Source organism: Stenotrophomonas maltophilia group sp. P373 (assembly GCF_053295075.1).
Genome location: NZ_CM129994.1, coordinates 1,163,207 through 1,179,172, shown reverse-complemented (window position 1 = coordinate 1,179,172; position 15,966 = coordinate 1,163,207). Strand labels below are relative to the sequence as shown.

Below are 15,966 nucleotides of genomic sequence, written 5' to 3'. Positions count from 1 at the left end.
GGCCGGCGCGACCTGGCGTTACACTCTGCGCATGGCCATTGCCCCTGCCCCGCGGTCACCGAAGAAGCGCGCGCCTCTGTACGAAGAGGTGGCCGAACACATGCGCGAGCGCATCTATGACTACCGGTTGCCGCCGGGCGAGTGGATCGACGAGCCCGCGCTGTGCGAGGAACTGGGTATCAGCCGTACGCCTCTGCGCGAGGCGTTGAAGCTGCTGGCAGCCGAAGGCCTGGTGCAGATCGATGCCGGTCGTGGCAGCCGGGTCACCCGGTTGACGCTGGAAGACCTCAACCAGCTGTTCCCGGTAATGGCCATGCTGGAAGGCCGTTGCGCGCACGAGGCGGTGAAGCACATCGACGATGCCGGTGTGCAACAACTGGAGGCCCTGCATTCGGCGATGGAAGCGGCGGCGGCCGAGGGCAACATTGCCGAGTACTACCGCAACAACTACCTGATCCACGAAACCGTGCAGCATTACGCGGGCAATCCGTGGCTGATCCGCATCACCCACGACTTGCACCGCATCCTGAAGATGCATCGCGGCCGCCAGCTGCTGACCCCGGGCCGCACGGCGCAGTCGCTGGCCGAACACCGCGAGTTGATGGAGTGCTTCCGCCGCCGCGATGCGCAGGCTGCCGAACGCACCATGGAGCGCCATCTGCTCAGCCAGGGCCAGGCATTGGCCGCCTATGTGGCAGCGGGCGGGTTGTTGAACGTGCCAGCGCCCTTGCCGACCGAAGGCGGCGGTTGAGCGGATGAGGTTGCCGGCCAGCGGCCGGCACTACCAGGGCGTGACCTCGGCTGGGTAGTGCCGGCCGCTGGCCGGCATCCTGGAACATCTCGTCAATCGCCACCACCGCAGCTGCCGCCGTCACCGCTGCCACCGTCGCTGCTACAGTCGGAGCTGCTGTGACTTTGATGGCTGTAGCTGTCGCCGGATTGGCCGCCCGGATGATCGTAGCCACCGCCGAAACTGTTGTCGCCCCGGATCCCGGAGCCATCGGCCGTAGCCACCGCCATGCACAGGATGGCGCCGACCAGCGGCAGCAGCCAGACCAGCAGCAGCTGCACCGTCCGGCCACCCGCCGACAGCCCATCACGCCTGACGATCACCACGGTGGCCACCACGTTCAGGCCCAGCACCAGCAGGACCAGCAGAAGGGCAACGATCAGCATTCGGCGACTCCATGCCTGGACTGGAGGCATTATGGCCTGCCACCCCGGCAATGGCCCTGCCTGTCATGAAGATGGGACAATGTGGGGGCGCGCCGGCCTGCCCCGTGGCCGCCGGCGCCCCTCGCACCACACGGAAGAAGAAGAACAACAACATGCTGAAAGTCATTTTCGATACCGACCCGGGCGTCGACGACGCCCTGGCCCTGCTTTACCTGCACAAGCACGCCCAGATCGACCTGATCGGTGTCACCACCACCTTCGGCAATGCCTCGGTGGAGTCGACCACGCACAACGCGCTGTACCTGAAGCAGGCCTGGGGCTTCGCCGCCCCGGTCGCGCGCGGTGCCGATGGCCCGCTGCAGCCGGAAGCCACCCCGGAAGCGTGGCCGGTGCACATCCACGGCCACAACGGCCTGGGCAACCACCCGGTGCCGGCCAGCCTGGACGTGGCCGCCGATGCCCGCCCGGCCCATCAGCTGATCATCGATCTGGTCCGCGCCCATCCGGGCGAAGTGACCCTGGTCGCGGTCGGCCGCATGACCAACCTGGCCTTGGCCCTGCAGCAGGCCCCGGACATCGCCGGCCTGGTACGCGGCGTGGTGATCATGGGCGGCGCCTTCCACGTCAACGGCAACATCACCCCGGCCGCCGAGGCCAACATCTGGGGCGATGCCGAAGCCGCCGACGTGGTGTTCACCGCCAGCTGGCCAGTCACCGCGATCGGCCTGGACGTGACCACCCGCGTGGAAATGGACCGTGACGGCCTGGATAAGCTGGCCACCATCGGCGGTGCCGACGCCGAGCTGGTCCGTGCGCTGTCGCAGGATTACGTGGACTTCTACCTGCAGGCCGGCCACAAGGGCATGGTCGTGCATGACTGCTGCGCGTGCATCGCGCTGACCCGCCCGGAACTGTTCCAGTTCGAGCGCGCCAGCGTGCGCGTGGCCACCGACGGCGTCGCCCGCGGCATGACCATTCCCAAGCCGGAAGGCCTGGCATTCGGCCCCAGCGTGTGGGACGGCCACGTGGTGCAGTCGATCGCCATCGGTGTGGATGCGGCCGCGGTACTGGCCGACATCGAGCAGACCCTGAAGGTCTGACCGGCTAGCGCCTGGCCCTGCCCGGGACCGTCTCGGGCAGGGTCCACAGCACCGGCAGCACCAGCACCGCCACCAGCGCGATCATCGCGCCCGGCGCCGCCGCCCAGCCGCTGCGCTCCACCCACCATTGCGCCAGCCATGGCGTTGCCCCGCCGAAGAAGGCAGTGGCCATTGTTACTCCCAGTGCCAGGCCGCTGACCCGGCCTTCGCCTGGGAACTGCTCAGCCGTGGCCGGGGCCGCCACCGCGCTTACACCGCCGGCCACGCAGGCCAGCAGCACCGCCACCAGCACGATGCCCAGCGCCGTCGCCTGTGCCATCCACGCAAACAGGGACAGCGGCAGCAGCGCTGCCAGCACGGTCAGGCCCAACAACACCGGACGTCGTCCGACGCGGTCCGACAATGCGCCACACAGGGGCGTGATCGCGATCACTGCCACCGCCGCGATCGTCGACAGCCACAGTGCGTCACCCTCATCGTGGCCCTGCGCGTGCAGGAATGCAGGCACATAGGTGATGCCCACGTAGTAAGTGATCGATCCCAGCGCCGAAATCGCGAACGTGCGCGCCACCGCCAATGGATGATGCTGCAGCACATGCCGCAGTGGTGTGGCGGGAATGCTGCCTTCGCGGCGCTGGCGCTCGAACTCCGGCGACTCGTGCATGCCCGAACGCGCAATCAGGATCACCAGCGCAAGCGCGGCGCCGACGAGGAACGGAATCCGCCAGCCCCAACGGTCCAGCTGCGCGGTGGGCAGCAGCGCGACGGTAAGTGCAGAGATCGCCACCGCCAGCAGTGCGCCCACTTCGCTGGCCGCCGAAGCCAATGACGTAACCAGGCCGCGTCGGCGCGCCGGTGCGCTTTCCAGCAGGTACGCCACCACGCCGGTATATTCGCCGCCCACCGAGAACGCCATCACGCAGCGCAGCACCAGCAGCAGCACGCCGGCCGTGGCGCCTGCGGTGGCCGCGGTCGGCAGCAGCGCAGTGGCCAGCATTGCCGCTGCCATCAACGCCATCGACGCGAGCAACATCCAGCGTCGGCCGAGCCGGTCCCCCAGGTGACCAAAGCACAGCGCGCCCAGCGGACGCATCAGGTAGGACACCGCGAATCCGGCCAAGGTGACCAGCAACGCCTGCTCGCCACCGCCGAAGAACACCCGCGACAACACCGTGGCGAAGTACAGGTACAGGGTGAAGTCGTACCACTCCACCACCGTGGACAGGCCGGCCACCCACATCGAGCGCTGTCGCGCCACAGTCATCGCGTATTCGCCTTCAACAGCCTCGATCCCGGATGTACAGGTTCGGCGCAGCGTGGCATGGACGGGGTGAAATGCCGGTCATCGGCTGTCCGCTGCCTGCATGTACTGGGTTTCATGGCCGGTGAAACGTTCGCCGTCAAAGCCGAAGCAGAAGCGTCCTTGCTCGAACGCGCGGTAGACCAGCAGCGCACCGTCGAGGCAGAACTGCTGCTGGTCCACGCCCGTTTCCAGTGTCCCGTATCCGGTTGCATCACCGCCCTTCCCTGCCGGCCCGGTGAAGGCATCGAACGGCAGTGGCGTCGCCCTGCCTGTGCGGGTATCGACCAGTACCAGCGTGCGCTGGAAGTACTCGGGTCGATCATCGACCTGTACCAGCAGATAGTACTGGTTGAAATTGGATTTCCGATGCTGGAGGGCATCTTCGATGGCTGCGCGGTGCCGCGCATCGCAGAAGTCGACCGGGCTGTAGCGGTAGCTGCAACCGTCGTGATCGTAGGGCAGGTTCATGCCGGAATAGCTGATGCTTCCCTCGCTGTCCACGTCGTGGCCCAGTTCCGGGGTGCTGCACAGCAGCCACGAACGCTGCGCATCCTCCGGGTCGGCCAGCAGCTTCGGCTCGCGCCCTTCCTCGTAGGCCGCACCACCCGGGAAGTACTTCCCGAAACGCTGGCGGACGATGGGACGTGCCTTCTCCAGCGGCAGGCCGATCCTGGCCCCACGGAACGAAACGAACGTCATCGTCGGCAGGATCATTTCCTCCACCGGCAGCCCCTTCCATTGCCCCTGCACGCAGAACGTGGCGATCTCGTTCTCCCCGTCTTCCTTGCAGGGTTTCGGTGCGTTCGCCGCCAACCAGGGATGGGCCGGGCGCCCGGTCTGCTGATCGATGTACCAGCCGTCCAGCGCGCAGGTCGGCAAGGCATCGAGTAGTGGAGAGAGGTCTGCTGCGGTGGCCGGGGCGGCAAGCGGTGGGCCCGCTGTGGGTGCCACGGTCGACGCGTCCGGTGTGCGCTGGCAGGCCGCCAGCGCGAGTAGACCGAACAGCAGCGCGACGTGGCGCGGACGCCGGATTGAATGCTGCGTTCCCTGCATTGCGTGTTTCCTGGTTTCGACACTCCCTGCAGATGATCGCCGATCCCGGGGCCGTGCAGGATTGCCGCGGATCCCACATCGGGGTCAGAGCCCTTTGCCACCGGCCAAGGGATCCGACCCCGCCCGTTGCCCCGGCAGCTGCAGTTCCGCCCGCAGCCCGCCACCCTCGCGGTTGTGCAAGCGCAGCGAGCCGCCCAGCGACTGCGCCAGCTGCACCGCGATGGCCAGGCCCAGGCCGGTCCCGCCGGTATCGCGATTGCGCGAGCTTTCCAGCCGGTGGAACGGCGCCAGCACTGCCTGCAGCTGGCCCTCGGGAATACCGGGGCCACGGTCGGAAATGCTGATCCAGACCCTTCCGGCCTTATCGCGGCCCGCCTCGATCTCGGCGGCGCCGGCGTAGCGCAATGCGTTGTCGACCAGATTGCCGACCACGCGGCGCAGCGGCTGCGGCCAGGTCTGCACGACCAGTCCAGCGGGCGCACCGCCAGTGACCGGCTTGCCCATGTCCTCGTAGTCGCCGACCACACTGGCGAGGAACGCGCCCAGGTCCATCGACACCGGCGCGCCAGCGGCAACGTGGCTGCTGCGCGCATAGGCCACGCCCTCACGCACCAGCTGCCCAAGGTGATCGAGGTCGGCCAGCAGGCGCTGCTGGGTGCTGTCTTCAGGCAGGGTCTCCACCCGCAGCTTCATGCGCGTGATGGGGGTCTGCAGGTCATGCGAGATCGCGGCCAGGATCTGCAGGCGCTCACTGACATGGCCACGAATGCGTGCCTGCAGTGCATTGAGTGCAGCCGCCGCGCCGCCCACTTCCGCAGGGCCATCTTCAGGCAGTGCAGGCCCGTCCTTGCCCGGCTGCAGATGCTCGACCGCATGCGACAGCTGCTGCAGCGGCCGCATGGCCAGGCGCACCGCCAGCCACGCGCACACCAGCAGCAGCGCCAGCTGCGCCAGCAGCACGGCGGGCAACCAACGCGCCAGCGGCAGCCCCGACGGGGTGACTTCAATGGTCACGGGGGTACCGTCGTGCAGGCGCAGTTCCACCTCGAACCGCTCCGGCAGGCGAGCCACCTGGCGCGCCTGCAACCGATAGCGGTGCCGCAGGCTGTCGTCGATGATCGTCGTGACCTGGCGCGCACGATCGGTCTGCAGCCCCGGCCCGGGCTCGGCTGGACGCAACAGGTAGCGGTAGGTGCGTCGTTCCAACCGTGGTACCCAGGCATCGCGCTGGTCTGCGGGCAGGTGCTCCAGCAGTGCGACACTCACCGCCACATCCTCGTCGAGGTTGCGCAGCATCATGCTGCGGGTGGACTGGTAGCGTTCGAAAAAGAGCAAGCCGAAGGACAGCCCGTGGGCCAGGGTGAGTCCGCCCAGCAGGACCAGCAGCAGCCGCGCCGACAGCGTGCGCGGCCAGCGTGGACGGCGTGCGCCGGTGCTCATTCGTCCGGCCCCAGCAACTGCACCGGCACGCTGAACACATAGCCTTCGCTGCGCACGGTCTTGATGTAAGTCGGCTCGCGCGCGTCGTCACCCAGTCGCTGGCGCACGCGGCTGACCAGCAGGTCAATCGAGCGATCGAACAGTTCTGCATCGCGGCCCTGGGTGAGGCTGAGCAGCTGGTCGCGGCTGAGCACCCGATTGGCGTGGTCGAGGAACACGCGCAACAGGCGGAACTCGGCGCCGCTGAGCGGATACGCGGTCCCCTGTGCGTCCAGCAGGTGGCGCGCGGTGGTATCCAGGCGCCACTCGCCGAAGGCGAGCTGGCGCCCGGCCTCGCTCACCTGCAGGTTCGGCGGCAGCATCTGCGTGCGACGGATCACCGCATTGATGCGTGCCAGCAGCTCGCGCGAAGAAAAGGGCTTGGTCACGTAGTCGTCAGCGCCCATTTCCAGGCCGATGATGCGATCGGTTTCGTCATCGCGGGCGGTCAGCAGCACCACCGGCACCGCACGATGCTTGCCGGCGCGCAGGTTGCGGCACAGGCTCAGGCCGTCCTCGCCCGGCATCATCACGTCCAGCACCACCAGATCCACCGCATGGGTATCCATCAGCGCGCGCATGGCCCGGCCACCGTCGGCCTGGCTCACGCGCAGGCCGTTGCGCTGCAGGTAGTCGGCCAGCATCTGGCGGATCTCGCTGTCATCGTCGACGACCAGGATGTGCGGTACATGGTTCATTGCGTTCTCGATGAAGACGGAGGTCAGGGCCGCGCTGCGCGGCCATGGTAGCGCGGCTCAAGGGCTGGCCAGCAGGCGCTGGATCTCGCTTTCGGTACGTGCGTAGTCGCCCTCGCCGTAATGGCGGTAGACCACCCGCCCCTGCCGGTCGAGCAGGTACAGCGCGGGCCAGAAGCGGTTGCCCCAGGCGTTCCAGATCCGGTACTGGTTGTCCTGCACCACCGGCCAGGTGATATCCAACCGCGCGATGGCCTTGCGCACGTTGCCGGGCAACCCTTCATGGGCGAATTCCGGCGTATGCACGCCGATCACCTTCAGGCCCTGCGGCGCGTAGCGTGCATGCCACTGGTGGACATACGGCGCCACGTTGAGGCAGTTGCTGCAGGTGTAGGTCCAGAACTCGACCAGCACCACCTGTCCCCGCAACTGCTTCAGTGTGAGCGGTGGGCTGTTGTGCCAGGGCCCGCCACCGTCGAACCCGGTGGCGGGAACGGCCTGTGCCGGCCGCGCATCGGCCTCCGGGCTGGGCCATGCCAGCAACAACACCGCTCCGCCCAGCAGGCCCAGCAGCAGCGGCAGTGCGTACCCTCGCAGTGCGGCCATCGCTCAGCCCCCCTGCTCGGCCAGCGGCAGCTCCACCGGCTTCACCCCCGCCGCTTCCAGGATGCTGTCGGCCACCTGCGCCGGATGCGAAAGCAGCGACACATGGCTGCTGCCGATCGATTGCAGCTGAGCACCGATGCGACGTGCGGTCGCGGCCTGCAGCTGTGGCGACAGCATGCGGTCATCACGGCTGAGCACGTACCAGCTCGGCTTGCTGCGCCAGGCCGCCACGTTCACCACCTCGCCCAGCGCGCTGGCCTTCAACGGGACCTGCGTGCTGTACAGCAGTGCGGCCGACTTTTTCATCACGTCCGGAGCGAAGTCCTGGGCGATGGCATCGGCCGGCAAGGTCAGGTAGCCATCCCTCTCCTGCAGCCGGGCCAGGCCCGGCCCGACCGGGAAGCCTTCGCCCTGTTGCGCCGAAGACTGCCCTGCATCCGGTGCGAAGGCCGCCACGTACACCAGCGCCTGCACCTTCGGGTCATTGCCCGCTTCGGTGATGACCGTGCCACCCCAGCTGTGGCCGACCAGCACCACCTTGCCAGGCGCGGCGGCAATCGCGCGGCGGGTGGCCGCCACATCGTCGGCCAGTGAGGTGAGCGGGTTCTGCACCGCCACCGCCGGCACCTTCCAGTCGTGCAGCGTGGTGAGGACCTTGCTCCAGCTGGAGCCATCGGCGAAGGCGCCGTGCACCAGGATGACGGTGGGCGGTGCAGCGGTATCGGCCTGGGTAGCGAAGGCGGGGGCGGCAGCGCCGGCCAGGGCGAGAGCGGCGGCAAGCAAGGAGGTACGGATCATGGGTGTCACTCCGGTGTTGGGAGTGGCCATTTCCGCCTGCCGGTGTATCGGCGCTGTTTCTCCGTGGCGCGGAGTTGTACCGGACTGTAGGGCGCAGGCGGGTTTCTACACTGGGATACATTTGCGCGACGGGCCAGGCCGGCTACTACCGGCCGGACATCGTTCCCCGCCCGCGTGCGCACAACGCCCCGATGTGCATCCACGCATCGTCTTTGTATCGGACTGTACGAAACCCCGGTCGCGGCCACAGTCGCTGACAAAACCCCGGGCAACGGCACACGTTGCCGATACCTGCACCGCCTGGAATGGCCTCCATCGACCACTGGCCCGCAGGACACCACCATGATCAGCACCGCCTCTTCCGTGTATACCCCCCGCCTGGACGCCGTCGGCCGCTGGCTGTCGCCATTGGCGCTGCGCACCCTGCTGGCCTGGGAGTTCTTTGAGTCCGGCCGCGAGAAGCTGGGCGGCCAGAACTGGTTCTCCGACCTGGAAGGTCGATTCCCGTTCCCGTTCTCCACCCTGCCCGCATCGTTGAACTGGCAACTGGCCACCTGGCTGGAACTGGTGGGTGCGGTGATGCTGCTGCTCGGCCTGGCCACGCGCTCGGTGGCCTACGTCTTCTGGGTGTTGACGGTGGTCGCCATCGCCGCCGTGCACTGGCCCGACCAGTGGAACGGCCTGGGTGAACTCTGGCAGGGCTACGCGATCACCGACCAGGGCTACGGCAACTTCAAGCTGCCGCTGCTGTTCCTGGCCATGCTGCTGCCATTGATCCTCAACGGCGGTGGCGCGCTCAGCGTGGACCGGCTGCTGGCCGGCCCACAGCATGCCCCCGTCGGCAATGACGGCCTGGGCTGGGGCGTCAGCCTGATCGCCCTGTTGCTGCCGGTTGCCGCGCTGTTGCCCGGCGTCGGCTTCGGCGGCGCCCTGCTCGGTGGCGTGCTGCTGGGCTACGCGCTGCGCCGTCGTCGCACCGCCTGACCTGCTTCGCCTCTTCCCGCGCTTCTTCCTTTCGTTTCCGTCGCCTTCAGGCGGCGTCCATCCCGCACGCCTGGCGTGCCATCCCCAAGGAGTCACTACCATGTCCGTCTCGACCAAGAACACCCCCTCCTCCCGCCTGCCGCGCATTGGTGCCATCGGCATCGCCCTGGCCGGTGGCCTGCTGCTGGCCGGCCAGGCCGCAGCGATCCAACCGCTGGCGATCAGCGCCGTCGCCATGAGCGCCGCCGCCGAAGGCAAGTGCGGCGAAGGCAAGTGCGGGGCCAACAAGGCCACCACCGGCAAGCCCGCCGGCAAGGCCAAGGTGGCCGAGGGCCAGTGTGGCGAAGGCAAGTGCGGCGACGCCTCGTTTGCCCGCACCGACCGTGACCACGACGGCAAGGTCTCGCGCGCCGAGTTCAACGCGGTGGCCGCCAAGCGTGCCGCCGAGTTCGACCGCATCGACACCGACCACGACGGCTACATCAGCGAGCAGGAAGCACACGACTACCTGCGCAGCGTCTACACCGCCAACGGCAAGCCGATGCCGAAGGGTCTGTTCTCCCGCGTTGCCGATTGATCGACGTTCAACCGGCGCCGCCTTCAAGGCGGCGCCCTCTCTCTGGAGCATCCGCCATGTCCCTGCCCCTGCCCTCCAATGCCGCCGGTCTTGGCCTGCGCCGTGGCCTGATCGACGAGCTGCTGGCAATGCCGGCCGGCGCCATCGACTTCCTCGAAGTCTCCCCCGACAACTGGATCGGCGTCGGCGGTGCACACGGCGCCGCGCTGCGCCAACTCAGCGAGCGCCACCCCTTGACCTGCCACGGCCTGTCGCTGTCGCTGGGCGGTCCTGATCCGCTGGACCTCCCCCTGCTGGCACAGACCCGTGCCTTCCTCGACCTGCACCAGGTGCAGCTGTACAGCGAACACCTGAGCTACTGCGCCGCCGGTGGCCATGTCTATGACCTGCTGCCGCTGCCGTTCACCGCCGAGGCCGTACGCCATGTCGCCGGCCGCATCGCCCAGGTACAGGACATGCTGGGCCGACGCATCGCCGTGGAGAACATCTCCTACTACGCCGTTGCCGGCGCGGACATGAGCGAGATCGACTTCATCAACGCCGTGCTCGCCGAAGCCGACTGCGACCTGCTGCTGGACGTCAACAACGTCTTCGTCAACGCCTGCAACAACGGTTACGACGCCTTCGAATTCCTGGCCCGCGTGCCGTCCCACCGTGTCGCCTCGCTGCATGTGGCCGGCCATTTCGATGAAGACGATGGCTTCAAGATCGATACCCACGGTGCCCCGGTGAAAGGCGTGGTCTGGGCGCTGTTGCGCGAGGCCTATGCGCGGGTCGGCGTGCGCCCCACGCTGCTCGAACGCGACTTCAACTTTCCGCCGCTGGCGGAGTTGCTGACCGAGGTTGCGCAGATCCGCCAGGCGCAGGTCGAGGCACGTTCACCCGAGGTGGCCCATGACTGAGTCGCTGGCTACCCTGCAACGGCGCTGGGCCGATCATGTGCGCGACCCATCGATGCCCGCGCCTGAGGGCATCGATGCACGGCGGATGGCGGTCTACCGCCGCCTCTGCATCGACAGCCTGGACAGCCTGCTGGCAGGCAGCCTGCCGCGCCTGCAGGCGCAACTGGGTGATGCCTGCTGGCGCGACACCGTGGAGCACTACTACGCGCGGCATGCCTGCCATACCCCACTGTTCCCGCAGATCGCCGGCGAATTCGCCGCGTGGCTGGGCGTGCAGGCAGACCTCGCGCTGCCGGGCTGGGTGGCGGAACTGGCGCATTACGAAATCACGCAGCAGGCACTGCACATTGAAGCGCGGCACACCGGCCAGCAGCCATTGCATGCGCCACAGGCAGGCAGCGTGCTAGCGCTGTCTCCACTGGTGCGGGTGCTGGGCTACCAGTGGCCTGTGCATGAGGACGCCGGCCAGAACGGTGCGCCTACCACGATGCCGACGTTGCTGCTGCTGCGACGCCTGGGTGACTTCAGCCTGCAGGTGCAGGAACTTTCACCGCTGGCATATGCGCTGCTGTCGGCGTTCGGTGATGACGGCGCCCGTGCGGAAGACGCGCTGCAGGTACTGGCCGATCTGCATGGAGTGGCCGCCGACGAACTACGCACAGCCTGCATTCCGCTGCTGAGCGAGCTGTGTGCGGCGAGCGTGCTGGTTGTGCCGAACGACTGTTGAGGGTGCCGGCCAGCGGCCGGCGCTACCCACTCATCGCCCGGCCAGCGGCCGGTGCTCCCCATTCCTGCTTCGAGGTCTCACCATGCCTGCTTCCAACACTTCCTTCCTGCACGGCTGGCGCCTGTTTGTGGCCATGGCCGTGGTCCTGATCGCATTCGCGCTGGCGGCCTTCGCCCTGTATCCCGATGCAGCCGAAGGCAGCCGTGCGGCGATACGGGTCACTGCACGTACATCGTTCCTGCTGTTCCTGGCGGCGTTCACCGCATCGTCGTTCGCCAGTCTTCTGCCCGGCCCATTCACCCGGTTCCTGCTGCGCGAACGGCGCACCGTCGGTTTGTCCTTCGCCTTTTCGCACCTGCTGCATGCCATCGCCATCACCAGTTTCGGCATCCTCAACCCGGCGTTCTGGCCAGCACGATCCGCGCTGGCCAATCTCCCGGGCACGGTGGGCTACATCGCCATCGTGGCGCTGGCCATCACCTCGCATCGGGGGATCGCCCGCCGCATGGGCCCCACCGCTTGGCGTCGCCTGCACCTGACCGGCATGTGGATCATCGCGGCGGTGTTCACCTACTCGTACTTCAAGCGCGTGCCAGGCAACTTCTGGTATGCGGTGCCGTCGGCACTGCTGTTCACCGCCTTCGTGGTGCGCTGGATAGCCAAGCGGGCGCAGTCACTGCGGCGCAATGCGCATGCGCGGCCGCCGCTGCGGAGTTCTTGAGGAGGCGGTTACTTGTAGAGCCGAGCCCATGCTCGGCTGCCTCTCTGGTTCAGCCGAGCATGGGCTCGGCTCTACAGAGGGATCCCAGCGCGATAGGCAGCGAACTCCCTGCGCAAAGGAACCTGCCCCACTTCAGGTCACGGCGCGCGGCGCAATGTCACCAGGGTGATCTCCGACGGCACGCCGATGCGCGCCGGGAAACCGGCCCAGAGGCCCGCACCGTTGCCCACGTACAGCGTCATCCCATCCACGTCATAGCGGCCGGAGACAAAACCGCCATTGGCGCGCTTCACCAGCTGGTCCATGCCGATGATCTGCCCACCGTGAGTGTGCCCGGACAGCTGCAGCTTCACCCCACGCGCCGCCGCCTCGCGTGCATTGCGCGGGCGATGATCGAGCAGGATCACCGGCGCGGACGGATCGGCACCCTCCAGTGCAGCCTGGAGATCCGGCAGCGGCAGGCCGTAGCGTGCCGCCACCGGGTCGGTGACACCGGCGATGGTGAGCGCCGCATCGCCGCGTCGTACCTGCAAATGACTGTTCTCCAGCACCTGCATGTGCAGCGCGCGGAACGCCTGCATCCATGCCTGGTACTGCGCGTAATACTCGTGGTTGCCGGTAATGGCAACGACACCGTCCGGCGCCCGCAGATCGGCCAGGGGTCGCGCGTCGTCGCGACGGGCCTCGACGCTGCCGTCGATCAGATCACCGGTGATCACGATCAGGTCCGGCTTCAGCGCGTTGCCCTGGTCCACCATCCTGCGCACCCAGTCACCTGTAAGCAGGCGGCTGGCATGGATGTCGGTCAGCTGCAGCACGCGATAGCCGTCGAACGCCGCTGGCAGCCCGGCAATGCTCACCTCGATCTGCCGCGGCTGGGGCACTGCCATGCCCTGGCTGACACCATAACCACTGACCAGCAGGGCCAGCACGCCGGCCGCCGGCCGCAGCTGCGGTGCACGCAGGGCCGATACCATGCGCGGCCAACGCAGCAGGCGCGAAACCAGCAGGCCGGCGTCCAGTACCAGCATCACCAATGCCAGCAGCAGCACCGCCGTGGAGCCGGTGGCCAGCGTGGCGATGGCCAGTTTCGGAATTTCCGGCGACGCCATCGTGCCCCAAAAGGTCGCCACGATGCGCAGCTGCACGGCCACAGCCACCATCAGCAGCGACAGCACGACCTTCAACCCGATGGGCATGCGCAGCGGCCAGAACAGGCGCCAGGCCACATACAGGCCCATCAACAAACCGATCGTACTCAGCACTGCAACCATCCATGACAGAAAGCGGGCCCGCCATGGTGACGGCTGCGGGCCATGTTGTGTAGAGCCGAGCCATGCTGGGCTGCATCCCCGAAGCCCAGCATGGGCTCGGCTCTACAACGGCTGGTCGAGGTGTTCCACCCGCAGGCGGGCAATGCGGCGCTTCTCCATCGCCAGCACGGTGATGCGCACACCCGCCACCTCCACCGCATCGCCGGTGTCCGGCAGCCGGCCCAGCTGCTCCAGCACCAGCCCGGAGATGGTCATGTAGTCGGCACTGCGTGGCAGCGATACGCCGGTCAGCCGCTGCAGGTCGTCCAGGGTCAGCGCACCGTCGGCCTCCCACTGGTCCTCGCCCTGCGCGACCACGCCATAGCGCTCGTCCTGGGTATCGACCAGATCGCCGGCAATCGCCGCCAGCAGATCGTTGGCGGTCACCAGGCCTTCCACGCTGCCGTACTCATCCACCGCCACCGCCAGCGGTACCGGATGCTGGCGGATCAGTTCCAGCGCCTGCAGCGCACTGGCGCTGGACAGCACGTACTGCGGCTCGCGCAGGTTGCCTTCCAGCTGCAGCGGCCTGCCCTGCAGCAGGTCAGCCAGCAGTTCGCGGCTCTGCACCACGCCACGCAGGCTGTCCAGGTCACCATCGCCCACCAGCAGCCGGGTGTGTGGCGATGCCACCAGGCGGGCCACCACATCCTCCTGGCCCCGCGCCAGGTCGATCCACTGCACATCGGCGCGCACGGTCATTACGCTCGACACCGGACGGTCAGCCAGGCCGAGCACGCTACGGATCATCTCGTGCTCGGCCGGCTGCAGGCGCTCTTCGGCATCTACCGGCTCGTCCACGCCGTCATCGGAATGGCCGTTGGCCGGGCGCGCCCCGAGCATGCGCAGCACCGCATCAGCGGTGCGCTGGCGGAACGGCTGGCGGCGCTCGTTGCGCTCACGATTGAAACGCACCCACTGGTTGAACGCCTCGACCAGGATCGAGAAGGCGATCGCGGCGTACAGGTAGCCCTTCGGGATCTTGTAGCCCAGGCCCTCGGCCACCAGGCTGAAACCGATCATCAGCAGGAAGCCCAGGCACAGCACCACCACGGTGGGATGCTTGTTGACGAAGCGGGTCAACGGCTTGCTCGCCAGCAGCATCAGCGCCATCGCGATGGTGACGGCGGCATACATCACGCCCAGGTTGTCGACCATGCCGACCGCGGTGATCACCGAGTCCAGCGAGAACACCGCATCGAGCACCACGATCTGCGCCACCACCATTGCGAAGCTGGCGTAGACCTTCTTGCCGTCTTCGTGGTGCGCGCGGCCTTCCAGCCGTTCGTGCAGCTCCATGGTGCCCTTGAACAGCAGGAACAGGCCACCGCCCAGCAGGATCAGGTCACGCCCGGAGAAGCTGTGCTCGAACAGCGTAAGCAGCGGCGCGGTCAGTTTCATGATCCAGGCCAGCGCCGCCAGCAGCACCAGCCGCATCAGCAGGGCCAGTGCCAGGCCGATCACCCGCGCGCGGTCGCGCTGGTGGGGCGGAAGCTTGTCGGCAAGGATCGCGATGAACACCAGGTTGTCGATGCCGAGCACGATCTCAAGCACGACCAGGGTTGCAAGGCCCATCCAAATCGAGGGGTCAGTCAACCATTCCATTTCAGGTCCGTTTCGTCAGTGGGCAAGGGAGAAGAAGAAACACTCAGTCTGCGTCCTGCGCCCGCGCCGGGTCGTACCCGAGCAGGTCGCCAGGCGTGCATTGCAGCTCCCGGCAGATCGCATCCAGCGTGGAAAAGCGGATGGCGCGCGCCTTGCCGGTCTTCAGGATCGACAGGTTCGCCAGGGTGATGTCGATGCGACCGGCCAGCTCGGACAGGGTCATGCCCCGTTCCTGCAGCACGCGGTCCAGGGTGATGACGATTGCCATCAGATGACACCGTCGAGGTCATCGCGCATCGCCGCGCCCACGGCGAAGACGCGTGCCAGCACGAACAGCATCAGCACCGCCACCAGCCCGGTGATCGACATGCCGCCGCCCACCTCCATCCAGCTGAAGTCCGGGCCCATCCAGGCCGCGTAGGCGCCGATCAGGATCGACAGCAGCTCCATCGCCAGCATCAGCCACGCCATGCGTTGCAGGCGCTGCGCATTGGCGTGGGTGAACGGCCTTTCACGCGCCGCCGATTTCAGCAGCCGCAGCAGATGGCGCAGGAACAGCAGGCACAGCACCAGCAGCGCGACGATCACAGCCAGCCCCAGGCAGAAGTGCAGGAACAGGGCGTTGCCGTGCGCAGCAGCGGCAGCGGCATCGTGGACGCTGTCGAGCAGCCAGCGACGGTCGTGCGCGACCAGCGGCACGGCCAGCAGTGCGGCCAGGATGCCCAGCCAGCACATCGCCCGGACGGCCTGGACGGCGGCCTGGGCCAGGGTGAACAAGCCTCGCGCGGGTCTGGCGCGGGCGGGACGAGCGGTCAAGCGGCCTCCGGCGTTGGGGCGGCCTCGCCGCCCCGGGGTGGATTTATCGATAAACGATATATCACAACCAGCGTGAAAGGCTGAATCGCAGGCATGGGCAGCCTGCGCGGC

The 15,966-nt window shown here is 67.6% G+C and carries 18 protein-coding genes; 7 read left to right on the top strand and 11 right to left on the bottom strand.

Annotated elements, in window-relative coordinates:
* The first annotated feature begins 31 nt into the window (after positions 1-31).
* A complete protein-coding gene (locus tag ACSYHF_RS05470; protein ID WP_447576148.1) occupies positions 32-751 on the top strand; it encodes a GntR family transcriptional regulator in 720 nt (239 codons plus the stop codon).
* Positions 752-843: 92 nt separating this feature from the next.
* Here the strand turns inward: ACSYHF_RS05470 and ACSYHF_RS05465 are convergent, their stop codons facing one another.
* Positions 844-1,176 (bottom strand): hypothetical protein, encoded by a 333-nt coding sequence (locus tag ACSYHF_RS05465; protein ID WP_065186003.1) that lies wholly within the window; start codon positions 1,174-1,176, stop codon positions 844-846.
* A gap of 152 nt (positions 1,177-1,328) precedes the next feature.
* On the opposite strand from ACSYHF_RS05465, the gene ACSYHF_RS05460 reads away from it, so the two are divergent.
* A complete protein-coding gene (locus ACSYHF_RS05460; protein ID WP_005415667.1) occupies positions 1,329-2,276 on the top strand; it encodes a nucleoside hydrolase in 948 nt (315 codons plus the stop codon).
* 4 nt (positions 2,277-2,280) lie between these two features.
* Here ACSYHF_RS05460 and ACSYHF_RS05455 read toward each other — a convergent pair whose 3' ends face one another.
* The 6 genes from ACSYHF_RS05455 to ACSYHF_RS05430 form a co-directional block, all read right to left on the bottom strand.
* On the bottom strand, positions 2,281-3,540 hold the full coding sequence (locus ACSYHF_RS05455; protein WP_447576147.1) for an MFS transporter: 1,260 nt from the start codon (positions 3,538-3,540) through the stop codon (positions 2,281-2,283).
* Between the two features lie 78 nt (positions 3,541-3,618).
* On the bottom strand, positions 3,619-4,632 hold the full coding sequence (locus ACSYHF_RS05450; protein ID WP_447576146.1) for a hypothetical protein: 1,014 nt from the start codon (positions 4,630-4,632) through the stop codon (positions 3,619-3,621).
* A gap of 84 nt (positions 4,633-4,716) precedes the next feature.
* On the bottom strand, positions 4,717-6,072 hold the full coding sequence (locus ACSYHF_RS05445; RefSeq protein ID WP_447576145.1) for a sensor histidine kinase: 1,356 nt from the start codon (positions 6,070-6,072) through the stop codon (positions 4,717-4,719).
* Entirely contained in the window at positions 6,069-6,809 is a 741-nt protein-coding gene (locus tag ACSYHF_RS05440; RefSeq protein ID WP_095377752.1) for a response regulator, read from the bottom strand. Before ACSYHF_RS05440 ends, ACSYHF_RS05445 begins: the two co-directional genes overlap by 4 nt.
* 57 nt (positions 6,810-6,866) lie before the next feature.
* Positions 6,867-7,412 (bottom strand): redoxin family protein, encoded by a 546-nt coding sequence (locus ACSYHF_RS05435; RefSeq protein WP_095377751.1) that lies wholly within the window; start codon positions 7,410-7,412, stop codon positions 6,867-6,869.
* Positions 7,413-7,415: 3 nt separating this feature from the next.
* Positions 7,416-8,210 (bottom strand): alpha/beta fold hydrolase, encoded by a 795-nt coding sequence (locus tag ACSYHF_RS05430; protein ID WP_005415662.1) that lies wholly within the window; start codon positions 8,208-8,210, stop codon positions 7,416-7,418.
* A gap of 342 nt (positions 8,211-8,552) precedes the next feature.
* Here ACSYHF_RS05430 and ACSYHF_RS05425 point away from each other — a divergent pair, with 342 nt between their 5' ends.
* From ACSYHF_RS05425 to ACSYHF_RS05405, 5 genes are all read left to right on the top strand, one after another.
* A complete protein-coding gene (locus ACSYHF_RS05425) occupies positions 8,553-9,194 on the top strand; it encodes an HvfX family Cu-binding RiPP maturation protein (protein WP_447576144.1) in 642 nt (213 codons plus the stop codon).
* 100 nt (positions 9,195-9,294) lie between these two features.
* Positions 9,295-9,771, top strand: coding sequence for an HvfA family oxazolone/thioamide-modified RiPP metallophore (locus ACSYHF_RS05420; protein ID WP_069139051.1), 477 nt, complete (start codon positions 9,295-9,297; stop codon positions 9,769-9,771).
* A 56-nt stretch (positions 9,772-9,827) separates the two neighbouring features.
* Complete coding sequence (locus tag ACSYHF_RS05415) at positions 9,828-10,673, top strand: HvfB family MNIO-type RiPP peptide maturase (RefSeq protein ID WP_447576143.1); 846 nt, start codon at positions 9,828-9,830, stop codon at positions 10,671-10,673.
* Positions 10,666-11,400: an HvfC family RiPP maturation protein gene (locus ACSYHF_RS05410; protein ID WP_447576142.1), complete on the top strand. Its 735-nt coding sequence runs from the start codon at positions 10,666-10,668 to the stop codon at positions 11,398-11,400. Before ACSYHF_RS05415 ends, ACSYHF_RS05410 begins: the two co-directional genes overlap by 8 nt.
* An 82-nt stretch (positions 11,401-11,482) precedes the next feature.
* Positions 11,483-12,121 carry a ferric reductase-like transmembrane domain-containing protein gene (locus ACSYHF_RS05405; protein ID WP_065178140.1) on the top strand — a complete coding sequence of 213 codons (639 nt, stop codon included), beginning with the start codon at positions 11,483-11,485 and terminating at the stop codon, positions 12,119-12,121.
* 137 nt (positions 12,122-12,258) lie between these two features.
* Here ACSYHF_RS05405 and ACSYHF_RS05400 read toward each other — a convergent pair whose 3' ends face one another.
* From ACSYHF_RS05400 to ACSYHF_RS05385, 4 genes are all read right to left on the bottom strand, one after another.
* Positions 12,259-13,395 (bottom strand): metallophosphoesterase, encoded by a 1,137-nt coding sequence (locus ACSYHF_RS05400; protein ID WP_447576141.1) that lies wholly within the window; start codon positions 13,393-13,395, stop codon positions 12,259-12,261.
* A 102-nt stretch (positions 13,396-13,497) separates the two neighbouring features.
* Positions 13,498-15,039, bottom strand: a complete 1,542-nt coding sequence (locus ACSYHF_RS05395; protein ID WP_447576140.1) for a TerC family protein — start codon at positions 15,037-15,039, stop codon at positions 13,498-13,500.
* A gap of 43 nt (positions 15,040-15,082) precedes the next feature.
* Positions 15,083-15,307 (bottom strand): helix-turn-helix domain-containing protein, encoded by a 225-nt coding sequence (locus ACSYHF_RS05390; RefSeq protein ID WP_053497620.1) that lies wholly within the window; start codon positions 15,305-15,307, stop codon positions 15,083-15,085.
* Entirely contained in the window at positions 15,307-15,774 is a 468-nt protein-coding gene (locus ACSYHF_RS05385) for a DUF2975 domain-containing protein (protein WP_032954010.1), read from the bottom strand. The genes ACSYHF_RS05390 and ACSYHF_RS05385 overlap by 1 nt, the downstream gene beginning before the upstream one ends.
* Between the last annotated feature and the right edge of the window lie 192 nt (positions 15,775-15,966).